Annotated in this window: 17 protein-coding genes; 10 read left to right on the top strand and 7 right to left on the bottom strand. The window is 60.1% G+C overall.

What is annotated here, in order from left to right; all coding sequences use genetic code 11:
* Complete coding sequence (gene tsaE / locus PspS34_RS02450) at positions 1-471, bottom strand: tRNA (adenosine(37)-N6)-threonylcarbamoyltransferase complex ATPase subunit type 1 TsaE (protein ID WP_007973252.1); 471 nt, start codon at positions 469-471, stop codon at positions 1-3.
* A complete protein-coding gene (locus PspS34_RS02445; protein WP_154861125.1) occupies positions 459-1,958 on the bottom strand; it encodes an NAD(P)H-hydrate dehydratase in 1,500 nt (499 codons plus the stop codon). Before PspS34_RS02445 ends, tsaE begins: the two co-directional genes overlap by 13 nt.
* A gap of 63 nt (positions 1,959-2,021) precedes the next feature.
* Between PspS34_RS02445 and queG the strand changes: the two genes are divergently transcribed.
* Entirely contained in the window at positions 2,022-3,101 is a 1,080-nt protein-coding gene (gene queG / locus PspS34_RS02440; RefSeq protein WP_057712246.1) for a tRNA epoxyqueuosine(34) reductase QueG, read from the top strand.
* Here queG and PspS34_RS02435 read toward each other — a convergent pair.
* Positions 3,083-3,694: a trimeric intracellular cation channel family protein gene (locus tag PspS34_RS02435; RefSeq protein ID WP_154861126.1), complete on the bottom strand. Its 612-nt coding sequence runs from the start codon at positions 3,692-3,694 to the stop codon at positions 3,083-3,085. The two genes, queG and PspS34_RS02435, sit on opposite strands and share 19 nt — an antisense overlap.
* 194 nt (positions 3,695-3,888) lie before the next feature.
* On the bottom strand, positions 3,889-4,431 hold the full coding sequence (gene orn / locus PspS34_RS02430; RefSeq protein WP_008035288.1) for an oligoribonuclease: 543 nt from the start codon (positions 4,429-4,431) through the stop codon (positions 3,889-3,891).
* 107 nt (positions 4,432-4,538) lie between these two features.
* Here orn and rsgA point away from each other — a divergent pair, with 107 nt between their 5' ends.
* From rsgA to PspS34_RS02405, 5 genes are all read left to right on the top strand, one after another.
* Positions 4,539-5,570: a small ribosomal subunit biogenesis GTPase RsgA gene (rsgA, locus tag PspS34_RS02425; RefSeq protein ID WP_007978809.1), complete on the top strand. Its 1,032-nt coding sequence runs from the start codon at positions 4,539-4,541 to the stop codon at positions 5,568-5,570.
* Between the two features lie 206 nt (positions 5,571-5,776).
* Positions 5,777-6,184, top strand: a complete 408-nt coding sequence (locus tag PspS34_RS02420) for a TIR domain-containing protein (RefSeq protein ID WP_154861127.1) — start codon at positions 5,777-5,779, stop codon at positions 6,182-6,184.
* A gap of 2 nt (positions 6,185-6,186) precedes the next feature.
* A complete protein-coding gene (locus PspS34_RS02415) occupies positions 6,187-7,146 on the top strand; it encodes a caspase family protein (RefSeq protein ID WP_154861128.1) in 960 nt (319 codons plus the stop codon).
* The gene (locus tag PspS34_RS02410) at positions 7,146-7,637 is read left to right on the top strand and encodes a toll/interleukin-1 receptor domain-containing protein (RefSeq protein ID WP_102669283.1); all 492 of its coding nucleotides are present in this window, start codon (positions 7,146-7,148) and stop codon (positions 7,635-7,637) included. The genes PspS34_RS02415 and PspS34_RS02410 overlap by 1 nt, the downstream gene beginning before the upstream one ends.
* 374 nt (positions 7,638-8,011) lie before the next feature.
* Positions 8,012-8,446: a hypothetical protein gene (locus PspS34_RS02405; protein WP_154861129.1), complete on the top strand. Its 435-nt coding sequence runs from the start codon at positions 8,012-8,014 to the stop codon at positions 8,444-8,446.
* A gap of 109 nt (positions 8,447-8,555) precedes the next feature.
* Here the strand turns inward: PspS34_RS02405 and motB are convergent, their stop codons facing one another.
* Both motB and motA read right to left on the bottom strand, forming a co-directional pair.
* Entirely contained in the window at positions 8,556-9,596 is a 1,041-nt protein-coding gene (motB, locus tag PspS34_RS02400) for a flagellar motor protein MotB (RefSeq protein WP_154861130.1), read from the bottom strand.
* A 3-nt stretch (positions 9,597-9,599) separates the two neighbouring features.
* The gene (motA, locus tag PspS34_RS02395; RefSeq protein ID WP_015093220.1) at positions 9,600-10,451 is read right to left on the bottom strand and encodes a flagellar motor stator protein MotA; all 852 of its coding nucleotides are present in this window, start codon (positions 10,449-10,451) and stop codon (positions 9,600-9,602) included.
* A 167-nt stretch (positions 10,452-10,618) separates the two neighbouring features.
* Here motA and PspS34_RS02390 point away from each other — a divergent pair, with 167 nt between their 5' ends.
* Genes PspS34_RS02390 through asd form a run of 3 tightly spaced genes read left to right on the top strand, consistent with a single transcriptional unit; the run spans position 10,619 to position 13,893 of the window.
* Positions 10,619-12,157 (top strand): HDOD domain-containing protein, encoded by a 1,539-nt coding sequence (locus tag PspS34_RS02390; protein WP_154861131.1) that lies wholly within the window; start codon positions 10,619-10,621, stop codon positions 12,155-12,157.
* A 41-nt stretch (positions 12,158-12,198) separates the two neighbouring features.
* Entirely contained in the window at positions 12,199-13,014 is an 816-nt protein-coding gene (locus PspS34_RS02385) for a rhodanese-like domain-containing protein (protein ID WP_150811899.1), read from the top strand.
* A gap of 18 nt (positions 13,015-13,032) precedes the next feature.
* Positions 13,033-13,893: an archaetidylserine decarboxylase gene (gene asd, locus PspS34_RS02380; protein WP_154861132.1), complete on the top strand. Its 861-nt coding sequence runs from the start codon at positions 13,033-13,035 to the stop codon at positions 13,891-13,893.
* Positions 13,894-14,014: 121 nt separating this feature from the next.
* Here the strand turns inward: asd and serB are convergent, their stop codons facing one another.
* Entirely contained in the window at positions 14,015-15,229 is a 1,215-nt protein-coding gene (serB, locus tag PspS34_RS02375) for a phosphoserine phosphatase SerB (protein WP_057395688.1), read from the bottom strand.
* Between the two features lie 135 nt (positions 15,230-15,364).
* Here serB and PspS34_RS02370 point away from each other — a divergent pair, with 135 nt between their 5' ends.
* The gene (locus PspS34_RS02370) at positions 15,365-16,882 is read left to right on the top strand and encodes an AhpA/YtjB family protein (protein WP_154861133.1); all 1,518 of its coding nucleotides are present in this window, start codon (positions 15,365-15,367) and stop codon (positions 16,880-16,882) included.
* Positions 16,883-17,047 lie beyond the last annotated feature (165 nt).

The raw sequence follows: 17,047 nt of genomic DNA, 5'->3' as shown, positions 1-17,047 counted from the left end.
CTATTTGGATTCCAATGCCAAAGCGGCACACCAGGCCTCGCCACGCGAGCCCTGGGATAAAATTTTCAGCGAACGCCCGCTGTCTTGCGGGCTAATGGTAATGGTCAGGTCAGGCTTTGGCAAAAAGCCTGCACCTTTATCGGGCCATTCGATCAGACACAGGGCATCGTCTTCGAAGTAGTCGCGGATACCGAGGAACTCTAGCTCTTCCGGATCGACCAGACGGTACAAATCAAAATGGAAGGCGCGAATGTCGCCGATCTCGTAGGGTTCGACCAGGGTGAAGGTCGGGCTTTTGACTGCCCCGACATGTCCCAGACCGCGAATAATGCCTCGGGACAACGTGGTTTTGCCCATCCCCAGGTTGCCCTCAAGGAAGATCAGGCCATGGCCTTGGGTGATTCGGGCAATGCGTGCGCCAAAGTCGCTCATGGCCTGTTCATCGGCCAGGTACAGGGTTACTTCAGACACGGTGCTTGCTCCTCCAACAACTGACGAATGGCTGGGATCAGATCACTGGCCGCCAGCCCACGGCCCAATTTTCCTTGTTGCTCGCCGGCATTGGCGTGCAGCCAGACCGCCAGGCAGGCCGCGTCGAACGGCTCCATGCCCTGGGCCAGCAATGCGCCGAGCAAACCGGCCAGCACGTCGCCCAAACCGGCGGTGGCCATGGCCGGGTGCCCCTGATGACACAGCGCCAGACGTCCATCGGGATGGGCGATCAGGCTGCTGGCACCTTTCAGGACGACGACAGCTGTATATTTTTTACTCAATGCATGGGCTGCGGCGGGACGGTCAGACTGAACGTCGGCAGTGCTCACCCCAAGCAAACGTGCCGCCTCCCCCGGATGCGGGGTAATCACGCAACCCTTGGGCAGATCGACCTGTCCACCCGCCAACAGATTCAAGGCATCGGCATCCCAGACTTGCGGCAAAGGCGCATTGGCCGCAGCCGACAGCAGGCTGCGCCCCCACCCTGCCTGACCCAGGCCCGGCCCGACCACCAGCACCGATACCTTCTCAAGCAACCCCATCAGTTGATTGGCCGACGACGTGCCCAGCACCATGGCTTCCGGAATTCGAGAAAGCGCTGGCGAAACGTGTTCCGGACGGGTGGACAGCGAAACCATGCCCGCACCGCTGCGCAGAGCACTTTGTGCACTCAGCAAAATTGCCCCACCGTAACCGCGATCACCGCCAATGAGCAGCACATGGCCGAACTTGCCTTTGTGGGATGCCGGTGCCCGGGACACCAGACGCGGCAGGTTAGCGATACACAAGCGCCGAGCCGTGAACGCAGTACCGCTCAGCAACTGCGGATCAGCCTGCAGATCGTTGAACACCAACTCACCCGTCACATCCGCGGCATCACCGGTGAACAACCCCACCTTCAAACCAATGAACGTGACCGTCAGGTCGGCATGCACTGCATGACCAAGGATGCGCCCCGTATCCGCGCACAACCCCGACGGAATATCCACCGCCGCAACCGGCAGTCCGCTGGCATTGATCGCGGCGATGGCGCTGACATAGGGATCACGCACGTCACCATTCAGACCGGTGCCAAGCAAAGCATCCAGCACAATGCCGCGCAATCCGGATTGTGCCGTCCAGGGCTCGATGAGCACATGTTCAGACACCGCCTCGGCATGGGCCGACGCCGCATCACCCTGCAAGCGCTGCGGATCACCCACCGCCAGCACCCGCACCGACCAACCGGCACGCTGGGCCAGTACGGCCACCAGGTACCCGTCGCCTGCGTTGTTGCCATGTCCGGCCAGCACGTTCAGCTCGTTTGCTGTCGGCCACTGCCGCACCAGCGCCCGCCACGTCGCCCGCGCCGCGCGCTGCATCAATTCGAAGCCCGCCGTGCCGGCTGCGATCAGGCTCGCGTCGAGCGCTCGCACCTGGGCGGCGCTATACAGCACGTCGGGTAATTCATCTTTAGTGTGCGGCATGCGTCTTCGGGCTCCGATGTCTGGCAGAATTATACGCATCTCAGCCCCGGTTTCTCTCGTCTCATGCCCGCTATTACCACAGATCTGCCCGCCCTCGCCCAATCCATCAAGGACTGGGGCCGCGAGCTGGGCTTTCAGCAAGTCGGCATCAGCGGTCTCGACCTGGCCGAGCATGAGCAGCACCTGGAGCGCTGGCTCGAAGCCGGCTACCACGGCGAAATGGATTACATGGGCGCCCACGGCAGCAAACGCTCGCACCCCGAAGAGCTGGTGCCGGGCACTTTGCGCGTGGTGTCCCTGCGCATGGACTACCTGTCCGGCGACACGCAGATGGCAAAAATGCTCGCCCAACCGGAAAAAGCCTACGTCTCGCGTTATGCCCTGGGTCGCGATTACCACAAGCTGATCCGCAAACGCGTGCAACAACTGGCGGAAAAAATTCAGGCGCAGATCGGCCCGTTTGGCTACCGCGCCTTCGTCGACAGTGCCCCGGTGCTGGAAAAAGCCATCGCCGAACAGGCGGGGCTTGGATGGATCGGCAAAAATACCCTGGTCTTGAACCGCAAGGCCGGCAGTTACTTTTTTCTCGCCGAACTGTTCGTCGACCTGCCGCTGCCGGTCGACCCGCCCCATGCCACCGAACACTGCGGGCGCTGCAGTGCCTGCCTCGACATCTGCCCGACCAACGCCTTCGTCGGCCCCTATGTGCTGGATGCCCGACGCTGCATTTCCTACCTGACCATCGAACTCAAAGGCGCGATCCCTGAAGACCTGCGGCCACTGATCGGCAACCGCGTGTTCGGTTGCGATGACTGCCAGATTGTCTGCCCGTGGAACCGCTTCGCCCGCCCCTCCGGTGAAAGCGACTTCAAGCCGCGGCACAATCTGGACAACGCCGGGCTGGCGGAACTGTTCATGTGGGATGAAGAGAAATTCCTGAGCAGCACCGAAGGCTCGCCGCTGCGCCGGACGGGCTATGAAAACTGGTTGCGCAACCTGGCGGTAGGCCTGGGCAATGCGCCTTCAACGATTCCGGTGCTGGAAGCGCTGAAGGCGCGACGGGAACATCCTTCGGAACTGGTACGTGAACATGTCGCGTGGGCGTTGCGGCAACACGCCGAACGTCAGGCTTCGTCGTTATAGACGAACTTGGGCATTTCCCAATGAAAACGGATCGCCAGCAAGCGCAGCAGAAAACCGCCGAACAAGGTGATCAGAATCGATTGTTCATCGGGTAATTGCAGATAGATGCAGAGCATGTAGCACCACGCCGCGGCGAACGAAACGCTGGCATAAAGCTCACGTCGGAAGATCAGCGGAATATCGTTGCAGAAAATGTCCCGCAGGATGCCGCCGAAGACGCCGGTGATCACGCCGCTAACGGAGGCGACCAACATGCCATGGCCCATTTCCAGGGCGGTGATGCAGCCGATCAGGGTGAACGCCACCAGGCCCATGGCGTCGAGCGCCAGGAACAATGAGCGCAAATGCCGCATCCAGCGGGCCGTAAACACTGTGATCATCGCGGCTGCCGTGGTCAGCACCAGATATTCCGGGTGTTTGACCCAGGTCAACGGGTAGTGCCCGAGCAGCACATCGCGCACCGACCCGCCACCCAGCGCCGTGACGCAAGCGATCAGCACCACACCAAACCAGTCCATACCCCGCCGGCCGGCAGAGAGGGCGCCAGTCATGGCTTCGGTGGTGATGGCGATCAGGTAGAGCATCAGCAGCATAGTGGCGGTCCTTGCAGAAAGGCGCGCAGTCTACTCAGTTCACCCTGGCACCAAAAGAGGGCGCCTGAGATTCGCTCCAACCATCCAAGGTGACTGAACTGACGCCATCGCGAGCAAGCTCGCTCCCACAGGTGCAACGTTGCACCTGTGGGAGCGAGCTTGCTCGCGATGGGGCCGGAACGGACGACCGTGAATCAGAATTTGATGAAATGCTTGCGGTAGTGCTGCAGCTCAGCGATCGATTCGCGGATGTCGTCCAGAGCCAGGTGCGTGCTGCCCTTCTTGAAGCTGTCACGCACATCCGGTGCCCAGCGCGCAGCCAGCTCTTTGAGGGTCGACACGTCGAGGTTGCGGTAGTGGAAGAAGCTTTCCAGGGATTTCATGTGGGTATAAAGGAAGCGACGGTCCTGGCAGATGCTGTTGCCGCAGATCGGCGACTTGCCCTTCGGCACCCACTTCTCCAGGAAGGCGATGGTTTCGGCTTCGGCTTCGGCCATGCTGATGCGGCTGTCGCGAACCCGCTGGGTCAGCCCGGAACCGCCATGCTGACGGGTATTCCACTCGTCCATGCCGGCAAGGATTTCGTCGCTGTGGTGAATGGCGATCACCGGGCCTTCGGCCAGGGTGTTCAGGTCACTGTCGGTGACGATGGTGGCCATTTCGATGATGACGTCGGTGTCCGGGTTCAGACCGGTCATTTCCAGGTCGATCCAGATCAGGTTCTGTGGGTTTTGCATGTGTCGGCTCCTAGGCAATGCTGCGCAGTTTAGCCTAGGCCGGTGGCCGGGCGTGCTAAACTCGCGGCCGTTTTACCTAATCGCTGCATTCTTGATACGGAACACCCATGGCCAAACGCCAACTCAATCGTCGTCAAAACTGGCGCATCGAAAAGATTCAGGGCGAACGCGCTGCCCGCGCCGCCAAACGCGAGTCCTCGGCCGTCGAGGCACTTGAGGGCGGCGATCTGGGCCCGGAACAGCACGGCCTGGTGATCGCGCACTTCGGTGTACAGGTCGAGGTCGAGGCCCGCGACGGCGAACTGGCCGGCCAGGTATTCCGTTGCCACCTGCGCGCCAACCTGCCGGCGCTGGTGACCGGCGATCAGGTGGTCTGGCGTGCCGGCAACCAGGGTATCGGCGTGATCGTGGCGCAACTGCCACGCAACACCGAGCTGTGTCGCCCGGACAGCCGTGGTCAGCTCAAGCCGGTTGCGGCCAACGTCGACATGATCGTCATCGTGTTTGCACCGCTGCCCGAGCCCCATGCCAACCTGATCGACCGCTACCTGGTGGCGGCCGAGCATGCAGGCATCAAGCCACTGTTGCTGCTGAACAAATTCGACCTGATCGACGAAAACAACGCTCCTGCACTGAATGCCTTGCTCGCCGTATACCGCACCCTGGGCTATCCGGTGCTGGAAGTGTCGGCGCACCACGGCAACGGCATGGAGCAATTGCAGACACAGCTGGACGGACGCATCAGCGTATTCGTCGGCCAGTCCGGCGTCGGCAAGTCGTCGCTGGTCAACAGTCTGCTGCCGGATGTCGAAACCCGCGTCGGCCCGTTGTCCGAACTGTCCGGCCAGGGCACCCACACCACCACTACCGCGCGGTTGTTCCACTTCCCCGGTGGCGGTGAGTTGATCGACTCCCCGGGTATCCGCGAATTCGGCCTGGGCCACGTCAGCCGTGCCGACGTCGAAGCCGGCTTCATCGAGTTCAACGACCTGCTTGGCACCTGCCGTTTCCGTGATTGCAAGCATGACCGCGAACCCGGTTGCGCCCTGCTCAAGGCCCTTGAAGACGGCCGCGTGCAGCAACAACGGATGAACAGCTACCGCTCGATCATCGCCAGTCTGCCGGAAAACGGCTACTAAACAGACGTGCCGACCACCCTGCCTTCAGCGGGGTGGCCGGCGGCTGGATCTTCCCCCCCCCCCCCGCTTAAACATCAGACCTTTCTGTAAGACCTATGCACGCTCGCTTGTAGGGCATTTCTCTTTCCGCACCGTCCCCTTGTAGCCGCCCTGTATTCGCCTAAGTTCTAGCCCTCTTCGCACTCCAGCGACTCCGAGGGACACCTATGCAAACCTACCACCTGTTCATCAGCCACTCGTGGAACTACTCCGACGCCCACGACAATCTCGTGCGCCTGCTCAACGCCAAGCCTGGCTTCACGTACAAGAATTTTTCGGTTCCACCGGACAACCCGATTGTCGGCGCGAAAACCGACAAACAACTTGAGGAGGCCATCGAAAACAAGATTCGCCCGTGTTCGGCGGTGTTGATCATGGCCGGGATGTACTCCACCTACAGCAAGTGGATCAACAAGGAAATCGAAATCGCCAAGCGCATGGGCAAGGTGATCATTGCGATCAAGCCGTTCGGTGCCGAGCGCATTTCCACGGTGGTACGTGACGCGGCACATGCCGAATGTGCGTGGAACACCAACAGCATCATCAGCGCGATTCGCGAGCATACGGCGGTGTAACCATGCGCAAGGGACTGTTTATCGGCATCAACGACTACACCCATGTGTCGCGCCTGAGCGGTTGCAGCAATGACGCCATGGCCATGGCCTCCGTGCTGAAAACCGACGCCAATGGCGATCCTAACTTCAAGAACATCGTACTGACTTCCGCCGAGGACTTCCTGAGCAGGGAAAAACTCGAAGACCAGATCCGCGAGCTGTTTTCCGGTGACTGCAACGTCGTGCTGCTGTACTTCGCCGGTCACGGCAGCTTCGACACCGACACCGACGAAGGCATGTTGATCCCGCAGGATTACAAGAGCGCCAAGGACGGGATTCGCCTCAGCGACATCCTCAACTGGGCGAGCAAGGCCACCAAGATCAAAAACAAAGTGATCATTCTCGATTGTTGCCAGAGCGGCTCGGCCGGCGAACTGCGCGCCTTGCGCAGCGAAGGCAGCGTGGTCGGCGAAGGCATGACCATTCTGACCGCCTGTAAAAAGGAAGAGCCGGCGATGGAGGGCATGCAGCACGGCGTGTTCACCGGATTGCTGCTCCAGGCCCTGCACGGCGGAGCCGCGAACATCCTGGGCAAGATCACCCCCGGCAGCCTCTATTCGTTTGTCGACAATGCCCTTGATGCCTGGGAACAGCGTCCGGTGTTCAAGACCAATGTCTCGCAGTTCATTTCCCTGCGCGAAGTGTCACCGCTGATCCCCAAGGAAATCCTGCGCAAACTCCCCGAATGGTTTGCCGAAGCAGAGTCGGTGTACCCCCTCGCCCCCAGCTTTGAGCCCACCGAGCCCGAGTTCAACCCGGAACAGGGCGAGGTCTTCGCCCAGTTGCAAAAGTGCAACCGCCACAGCCTGGTCGAACCGGTGGACGCCGAACACATGTATTACGCCGCCATCCACTCCACCGGCTGCCGCCTCACCGCCCTCGGCGCCTATTACCGCGAACTCGCGATCAAGGGACATTTCTGATGCCAGTGTTTATCAGCTACCGCCACATGGACCGCGCCCACGCGATCAACATCAACACGCGCCTGATGCAGGCCAACATCAAGACCTATCTCGACGTACTGGATGCCGAATCCCAGACCACCGACGACATCACCGGGGTGATCACCCGCAACATCAGCGAATGCACACACCTGCTGGCAGTGGTGTCGGAGAAAACCGCACTGTCCTGGTGGGTGCCGTTCGAAATCGGCGAAGCGACCATCACCAACCGGCGCATCTGCTCGTTCAAGACCGGCCCGACAGAGCTGCCGCTGTACCTCGACAAATGGCCGAAGCTGACCAGCGACCGGGACATCGAGTTCTTCATCGATGCCTATCGCAACGAGTCGATGCTCAAGCGCTCGATGTCACTGGATTCTGTGACCGGTAGCGAGTCGGTGCGTAGCGTTAACAGGACTAACGCTGATCGATTCCACACGGATCTCAAGTCCAGGATTATTCGTGGCTTCTGAGTTGCCCACCTAAAAAACCATATCGCCAGATATGGTTTTTTGGCACTGCAAAACGAGCCTTCACCTTTTAGTTACTTGAGTCATGAAACTGCCGCAAAATCGAAGCCTTTTATTCAATAAAAGAAAATCACTTAGAGCCAATGAGCAAACTAAAGCTATTGCTTATTATCCTTAGCTCTAAAAACCTGTCAGATATGACAGTAGATCAAAGCAAAAAAAACACTGACCATATTGCCTGAGGCTGAGCACTTGAAAAGTTCGGATGGAGCGATAACCCCGACAATTCACCGCGCTTTCTTCTCTGAGGTTTTACGAGCAGAGGTTGACTGATCACAGCCAGCCTGGCTGACACCTTCAACACCGAGAACCTATATATGAATATTAAAAAACCAGCTCAGAAGCACGATAAACAACCAATGAACGGGAAGGTAGCTGCAGTGATGCGACTGGTAAACGCAGAACGCACATTCGACTCATTTATTTTGTATGGCGATAGCAACTCGGAGCATCGTTACATTAACGCGTCATCCCAAAATAGCGACTACATTTTGTTCAAAATCCCGGCAAGCTGGGGACTGGGCCCTCATGATTTAAAATCGCACCCTGGGGTTATTATATTTGAGCCCTCTGCGGGGTTTCCGAACGATTGGCCGTGGAGTGCACAACGAGGGGAAATATTTATTACTGACATTAGCGATAAAAACTTTGAAGGCCGGTTTGTTTGTTATGAAAGCGCTGACGATAGTGAGGACAAACCTGGATTAATAGGTGGAAACTTTAAGATAGATTTCACTTCAGCCAATAAATAACTTATATTTTTATAGAGTCCGCATTCACACACAGTGCACCCTGCTGAAAAAATGCCCGTATCGCTAGATGCGGGCATTTGTCTTCCGCGCGAGATCTATGGCAGGGAAATCACTGCTTCACGGCCGGAGCACCGGGGCCACCCGTTTTCGGCGCTGGATCATCGAACAGGTTCAACCGTTCACGAAGCTCGTGCGCCGGCAGCGGTTCCTTGTCCGCCGGCAACGCGTTCGGGTCGACCGGTGCAGCCGGTGCGGCTCCCGGCGCAGCCGAACCTTGCGGTGCATCTGGAGCCGGCTCCGCGCCTTGCGAACCTTCGATGGCACGCTGGGCTTTCTTGGTCAGCACCACGATGTCGATACGGCGGTTCACCGGGTTGAACGGATGCTCGCGATCGAACAGGGCCGACGAGGCATAACCGACCACGCGCGCCACCTGCGCATCCGGATAGCTGCCCGCCACCAGCGCACGTCGTGCGGCGTTGGCACGGTTGGCAGACAATTCCCAGTTACCGAAATCACCGGTGCCGGTGTATGGCTTGGCATCGGTGTGGCCGCTGATACTGATCTTGTTCGGCACCGCCTTGATGGTGTCGGCCATGGCCAGCAGGATGTCTTCGAAATACGGCTTCAAGCGAGCAGAACCTGAATCGAACATCGGGCGGTTTTCCGCGTCCATGATCTGGATTCGCAGGCCGTCCGGCGTGATTTCGAACAGGATCTGATCCTTGAACTTCTGCATCTGCGGGTTTTCTTCGACCTTGTTCTGCAGTTCTTGCAGCAACAGCTCGAGGCGCTCTTTTTCGACCTGCTCGGCCATGCCTTCGACCTGATCGGTATCGATGGTGACCTTGTCCGGCTGCGGCTGGGACTTCACCTCGGGGTTGAGAGTGTTTTCCGGCGCCAGGGTCGGCGTGCCGCCCAGATCGATGATGTAGGGCGTGCCACTTTCGGAAAAGCCGATCGGGTCCTTGAAGTAACCGGCGATGGCAATTTTCTGCTCCGGCGTGGCGGTGGACAACAGCCACAACACCAGGAAGAACGCCATCATCGCCGTGGCGAAGTCGGCGAAGGCGATTTTCCACGCGCCCCCGTGATGCCCGCCGGCGATGCGCTTGACGCGCTTGATGATTATCGGCTGGTTATTTTCCATGGCTTAACGACCGCGAACCGCTTGTTCCAGCTCGGCGAAGCTTGGACGGTGCGCCGGGTACAGGACCTTGCGCCCGAACTCCACGGCCAGCGATGGCGGCATGCCGGAAGCCGAAGCCACCAGTGAGGCCTTGATGGCTTCGTAGACGTTCAGCTCTTCCTTGGCATCATGGGCCAGGGAATGGGCCAGCGGGCCGAAGAAGCCGTAGGCGGCGAGAATACCGAAGAAGGTACCCACCAGTGCCGCACCTACGTGCAGGCCGATGGACTTCTGGTCGCCTTCACCCAGCGAAGCCATGGTCACCACGATACCCAGTACCGCCGCGACGATACCGAAACCGGGCATGGCGTCGGCGATGCCGTTGACCGCGTGGGATGGGTGTTCGAGGTCTTCCTTGAGGCTGAACAGCTCCATGTCGAACAGGCCTTCCAGCTCGTGGGGAGCCATGTTGCCGGAAGACATGATGCGCAGGTAATCGCAGATGAACGCGGTCATGCGCTCGTCCTTGAGTACCGTCGGGTACTTCGCGAAGATCGGACTCGCAGCGGCATCTTCGATGTCGCCTTCGATGGCCATCATGCCTTCGCGACGGCTCTTGTTGAGGATCTCGTAGATCAGGCCCAGCACTTCAAGGTAGAAGGCGTGGTTGAAACGTGAACTGAACATGCTCAGGGACTTCTTGAGCACGTGCATCGTCATGTAGCCGGGGTTGGCCTGCAAGAAGGCGCCGAGGGCAGCACCGCCAATGATCATGACCTCGAAAGGTTGTATCAGGGCGGCAATCTTGCCGTGGGAAAGCACGTATCCGCCGAGCACGCTCGCGAATACGACGATGATGCCGATAATTTTAGCCATAGGTTAGGAGAGCACTTACTGAGTCGGGTTCAAGGTCATATTCGGAAGTTAAAAAATCTCTTCTTCTACTTATCGGCAAAACTGCGCCAGACTATAGCCCGTTCAGGCGAAAAGCTAATTTGACCCCCTCCGGGCACAGGTAATGTTGACGATGATCGCCTCCCACCATGGTTAACGAAACGAACGTTCCAACGCCAAAACCAACGACCCTCGAAGGCTGGGTCAAGCTGCTCGATGGCGTACGTCTTCCCGTCCCGCAAGCCAGCCATGACCGTGTCTGCAAGGCCATCCGCGATAATCGCAGCTCGCTGCGCGACATCGCCGACCTCATGCAAGGCAGCCCGGCCCTGGCCTTGAGCGTGATTCGCGAAGCCAACCGGCATAACCATGGCAGCATGACCGAGCCTGCGGAAAACCTTGAAATTGCAATCAACCGCCTCGGTTTGAAGCGCACCGAAGAGCTGCTCGCGCGGCTACCCGCCGAACCCGAGCTCGAGATTCCCAAAGCCCTGCGTCAGTTGCAGATGATCAGCCAGCACGCCACGCAACAGGCCAACGGTTTTTTTGCCAGCCGCCTGGCGCGCCTGTGGCAGGACATCCACTGGGGCAGCCTGCTGTTTCTTTCGCCCCTGTGGCCGCTGGCGCTAACCCATCCGAAACTGCTTGAAGACTGGGAGCTGCGGGTCATCCATAAAGGCGAGTCGGCACGCAAAGTCGAGCAGCAACTGTTTGGCGTACGCCTGCTGGATATCGGCCAGGCGCTGGTGGAGGTCTGGCGCTTGCCGATCTGGGTGCAGCAAGGCTATCGATTGCTGCTCACCGAGCAGCGGGAACTGGTGAAAGTCCTGCGCATCGCCCGTGACAGCGACCATCCACTGCGCCAGCAGAATCGCCTCGATGACGATCCGACCCTGCGCCGCTGGCTCAATCAACCGGCCAATACAGTGCTGCTGGCCAATGGACTGGCGCTGTCGGCGCAACACGCCTGGGACAGCCCCCACAGCGAGCGCTGGCAGTACCTGACCAGCCTTTACCTGCAAATGCCGATGGACGAACTGCAGCAGCAATTGCACCAGCAAGCCGCCAACAGCGCACGCCAACACGCCATGCCCGACCTCTGGCACCCTGCCGAGTCGCTGATCTGGCCGTGGGGCATGAACCGTGTCCACGCAGGCTTGCTGCCGGCAGCGGCACCTACCGCCGAAGACCTGGCGAAGTGGCGCAAGCAATGCGCCGAGTTGCTGGTCGAGCCGAGCCGTTTCACCAACGCCATGCACCTGACCATCGCCGCCCGTGACGCCCTCGTGGCCTGCGGCATGCGCCGGGTGATGATCCTGATGGCCGATCGCACCCACACCAACCTGCGCGTGCACCAGACGGCCGGCCTGTCGAAGGAAGCGGCCGGGTTGAATTTCGTGGTCAGCCAGAGCAACGTGTTGCAACGCCTGCTCGCGCAGCAGGCCCAGGTGCGCCTGACGCCTGCCAACAACGCGCAATTCTCGGCCCTGTTGCCCAATAGCCTGCGCTCGCAGTTCAGCGGTGAACACTTGCTGCTGCGTTCGCTGATCAACAATGGCCGGGTGATCATGATCGTCGTGGCGGATCAAGGCGGCGGGCCGTTTTCGGAAATTTCCGTACAGGCCTTCGGCAAAACCGCACAGTGCATCGAGAAAGCCCTGCACAGCTTTAGCCACCGCGGCCAATAAGCTGCGTTACAATCCTCCCTTTTGTGCTCTGGAGACCTCAAATGTCTGACTTCTCTGGCTTGCCGCTGGTGATCGAGCCGAGCGACTTGCTCCCTCGCCTCGACGCCCGCGAACTGATTCTGGTGGACTTGACCAGTGCCGCCCGCTACACCGAAGGGCACATTCCCGGCGCGCGCTTTGTCGATCCAAAGCGTACGCAGCTCGGCCAGGCCCCCGCCCCGGGGCTGATGCCCCCGCAGGCAGCACTCGAAACGCTGTTTGGTGAGCTGGGGCACAACCCCGATGCGGTCTACGTGGTGTATGACGACGAAGGCGGCGGTTGGGCCGGACGCTTCATCTGGCTGCTGGATGTCATCGGCCACAGCAAGTACCACTATATTGACGGTGGCCTGACAGCCTGGCTGGCAGCAGGCTTGCCCATGTCGATCCAGATCCCGCCGCACGTGGGCGGTCCGGTTGCGTTGACCCTGCACGATGAACCCACCGCCACCCGCGAGTACCTGCAAAGCCGTCTCGGCGCCGCCGACCTGGCAATCTGGGATGCGCGCGGGCCGCTGGAGTACTCCGGCGAGAAAGTCCTGGCAGCCAAGGGCGGACACATTCCCGGCGCGATCAATTTCGAATGGACCGCTGGCATGGATCGGGCACGCCAGCTGCGCATCCGCACCGACATGCCGCAGATCCTCGAACAACTCGGGATCAGCAAAGACAAAGAAGTGATTACCCACTGCCAGACACATCATCGTTCTGGTTTCACCTATCTGGTGGCCAAGGCTCTCGGTTATCCGCGGGTCAAAGGCTACGCCGGCTCCTGGGGCGAATGGGGCAATCATCCCGATACCCCGGTAGAAATTTAAGATTTTTAAGGACCGTTAATGAACAAGCGTCTGTTTCTCCTCGGCCAGTACCTGCTGCCCCACAACTTGCTCTCGCGACTGGCCGGCTGCATCGCCGAATGCCGCGTGCGCTGGTTCAAGAATGCCTTTACCGCCTGGTTCGCCAAGCGTTATCAGGTGGACATGTCCCAGGCGCTGGTCGAAGACCTGACCGCCTATGAGCACTTCAACGCGTTCTTCACCCGCGCACTGAAAGACGGTGCCCGTCCGCTGGACGAAACCCCGGGCGCGATCCTCAGCCCCGCCGACGGCGCGATCAGCCAGCTCGGCCCGATCGAGCACGGCCGCGTGTTCCAGGCCAAGGGCCACAGCTTCAGCGTGCTGGAACTGTTGGGTGGCGATGCGGCAAACGCTGCGCCGTTCATGGGTGGCGACTTCGCGACCATCTACCTGTCGCCGAAGGACTACCACCGCGTGCACATGCCGCTGGCCGGCACCCTGCGCGAGATGGTCTACATCCCGGGTCGCCTGTTCTCGGTCAACCAGACCACTGCTGAAAACGTTCCGGAATTGTTTGCCCGCAACGAGCGCGTGGCGTGCATTTTCGACACCGAACGCGGCCCGATGGCCGTGGTACTGGTGGGCGCGATGATCGTGGCCTCGATTGAAACCGTGTGGGCCGGTCTGGTGACACCGCCGAAGCGCGAGCTGAAAACCTTCCACTACGACGAAGCCGCACGTGCGCCGATCCACCTGGAAAAAGGTGCGGAACTGGGTCGCTTCAAACTGGGTTCGACCGCCGTCGTGCTGTTCGGGCCGGATCAGGTGAAGTGGGCTGAAGAAATGACCGCCGGTACAGCGGTGCAGATGGGTCAGGGCATGGGCTCACCAAAAGCCTAAAGACCGAGCTGCATACCTGTGGGAGCGGGCTTGCTCGCGAAAGCGGACTTACAGTCAACATAGATGTTGAATGTGATGACGCCTTCGCGAGCAAGCCCGCTCCCACATTGATTTGCGGCGCTTAGAGCTGCCCGTCGCGATCGCGGAAACCCAGCAGGTAGAGCACACCATCCAGCCCCAAGGTGGAAATCGCCTGCTTGGCCGACTGCTTGACCAGCGGCTTGGCCCGGAACGCCACGCCCAACCCGGCAATTGCCAGCATCGGCAAGTCATTCGCACCATCGCCGACCGCAATGGTCTGCTCCAGGCGCAAGCCTTCCTTGTGTGCCAGTTCCTTCAGCAAATCCGCCTTACGCTGTGCATCGACAATCGGCTCGACCGCCACGCCGGTGACTTTGCCGTCGACCACTTCAAGTTCGTTGGCGAACACGTAGTCGATACCCAGCTTGGCCTGCAATTGCTTGGCGAAGTAGGTGAAGCCGCCCGACAGGATCGCGGTCTTGTAGCCCAGGCGCTTGAGTTCGGCGAACAGGGTTTCTGCGCCTTCGGTCAGGCGCAGCGAGGCACCGATGGAGTCCAGCACATTGACGTCCAGACCTTTGAGCAAGGCCAGGCGCTCCTTGAAGCTGGCGCGAAAATCCAGCTCACCGGCCATTGCCCGCTCGGTGATTTCCGACACTTTGTCGCCGACGCCGGCCGCCTTGGCCAGCTCATCGATCACTTCGGCTTCGATCAGCGTTGAATCCATGTCGAACACCGCCAGGCGACGGTTGCGACGGAACAGCGAATCTTCCTGGAAGGCGATGTCGACGTTCAGTTCCTGGGCGACGCTGAGGAATTCGGCACGCAGCGCCTGCGGATCAGCGGCCTCGCCACGCACGGAAAACTCGATGCAGCCCTTGCCCTTGTCGGCCGGGGTGTCCAGCGGCATGCGCCCGGACAGGCGATCGATGTGGTCGATGTTCAGGCCATATTTGGCGGTAATCGAGCTCACGGCCTGCAACTGCCCGGCTGTCACCTTGCGGGTCAACAGGGTCACAATGTGGCGCTTTTTGCCCTGATTGCCGACCCACTGCTGGTAATCCTGTTCGGACACCGGCGTGAAACGCACTTGTTGATCGAGTTCATAGCCCTTGAACAAGATGTCCTTGAGCACGGACTTGCCTTGCTCGGTGTCGGGAATTTCAACCAGGATGCCGAACGACAAGGTGTCGTGGATCACCGCCTGACCGATGTCGAGAATGTTCACACCACCCTGGGCCAGAACGCCGGTAATGGCCGCAGTCAGACCCGGACGGTCGACTCCCGTGATGTTTATCAGGACGATTTCGCGCAAGGCGCACCCCCGCAAGTGGAAAAAAACCGCATTCTACCCACTTTCAGTGACCATCGGGCACCGTGAGCGCTTTGACGGTCTAGGGCCTGTCGCTATACTGCGCGTCAACTTCACGGACAAAAGAGCCGAGCTCAAGTGAACCGGCCCACGCCAGTAAAAACCGACAACTTCTTCCTGCTGATCTTCCGGGCACTGCGCCACCGCCGTGTACCGATTGCATTGCGCATCGCCAGCCATAACGTGATCCTGGTCGCCCTGGCTCTGGTCATCTATGCCGGTGTGATGGGCCTGCAGTTCAAGCAGGCCATGCACGAGCAGGCGGATGCGCTGGGCGAAAGCCTGACTACGCAGACGGCCACCTCGGCCACCGAGCTGTTGGTGTCCAACGACATCCTCAGCCTCAACGTGCTGCTCAACAACCTGACCAAGAACAAGCTGGTGGCCCACGCCGCCATCTACAGCCCGGACAACCGCATCCTTGCCGAATCAGGCCAGCGTCCCAAGCATGGCCTGCTGGGCGAAGCCGAGGGCATGTACCAAAGCAAGATCACCTTCCAGGACGTGACTGCCGGGCAATTGCGCATCAGCCTGGACATGGACCAGTTCCAGCAGCCGATGACCATCAGCCTGCAAAGCATGGGCATTCTGAGTGCAATCCTGCTGGCCCTGTCCCTGGCCCTGAGCCTGCGCATGGGGCGTTATCTCTCCACGCCGCTGCTGCAATTGCGGGTGTGGCTGCGCAATATCGATGAATTCACCCCGGCCACCGACCGCCAGGACGAAATCGGCGACCTGGCGCGCCAGCTGCACGCCAACTTCGCCCCGGAACCGGCCCCTGTGCCAGAACCGGAACCGGAGTTCGACGACATGGATGACGAGGCCGACCCGGCCTTCGAAGTCCGTAACCTGCGCGATCCGAGTTTCGACGAGAGCCGCCCGGTAGCGGCGCTCAAACCAGCGCCACGACAGATCGTCAGCACCGTTGAAGACGACGATGACGAAGACCCGTTCGCCGATCTGCGCGACGAGTCGCTGGACAGCACCCCACAACCGGCGATTCGCAAAGCCACGCCGAGCGTGCCGCAACACAGCGCGGTACTGGCGGTGCAACTGGGCTCCCAGGAGCAACTGCGACGCCTGCCGCGGGCGCGTCTTGAAGAACTGCTCGAGCGCTATCGCGATTGCCTCGACCAGGCAGCTTCCCTGTATCAGGGCGAAGTAGAGACCTTGAACGATGGCAGCACGCTGATGCTGTTCCACACCGAAGACAGCGGTGACGATTACCTGACCAACGCCATTTGCTGTGGCGAACTGCTGCGGGCCCTGGGCCACCAGTTGCAGATCGAAGTCGCGGACAGTGGCATCACCCTGCAATTGCAGCTGGGGCTGACCCTGGGCGACGAACTGTTTGGCCTGAGCCAGATCGACTTGCTGCTGACCGACCCTGCCCAGGACGCCCTGGCCCTGTCGCAACACAGCCGCAACCTGCTGCTGGTGGAGCGCAAGATCAGTGACGACGTGTTGATTCGCCAGCGCGCGCGGATCCGCCCGATCGCCAGCCCTGAAGGTGCGTGCTGCGTGGAACGGTTGATGGAGCCGTATCCGTCGATGCTTGAACGGCAATTGGCGCGGATGCATGAGCGTCGCGCTTAAGCCTTAACCTCGATATGAAGAAGCCCGCAGATGAGTGATCGTCTGCGGGCTTTTTTGTCGCCTGTTCTGGCCTCTTCGCGAGCAAGCTCGCTCCCACACTTGATCCGGGTTAGCCCAAGGGTGTGCTCACTGAAGATCCCCTGTGGGAGCGGGCTTGCTCGCGAA

Source organism: Pseudomonas sp. S34 (genome assembly GCF_009866745.1).
In the GTDB taxonomy this organism is placed as follows: Bacteria; Pseudomonadota; Gammaproteobacteria; order Pseudomonadales; family Pseudomonadaceae; genus Aquipseudomonas; species Aquipseudomonas jessenii.
The sequence above is the reverse complement of the archived record's forward strand: the minus strand, read 5'-3'. Positions and strand labels throughout refer to the sequence as shown.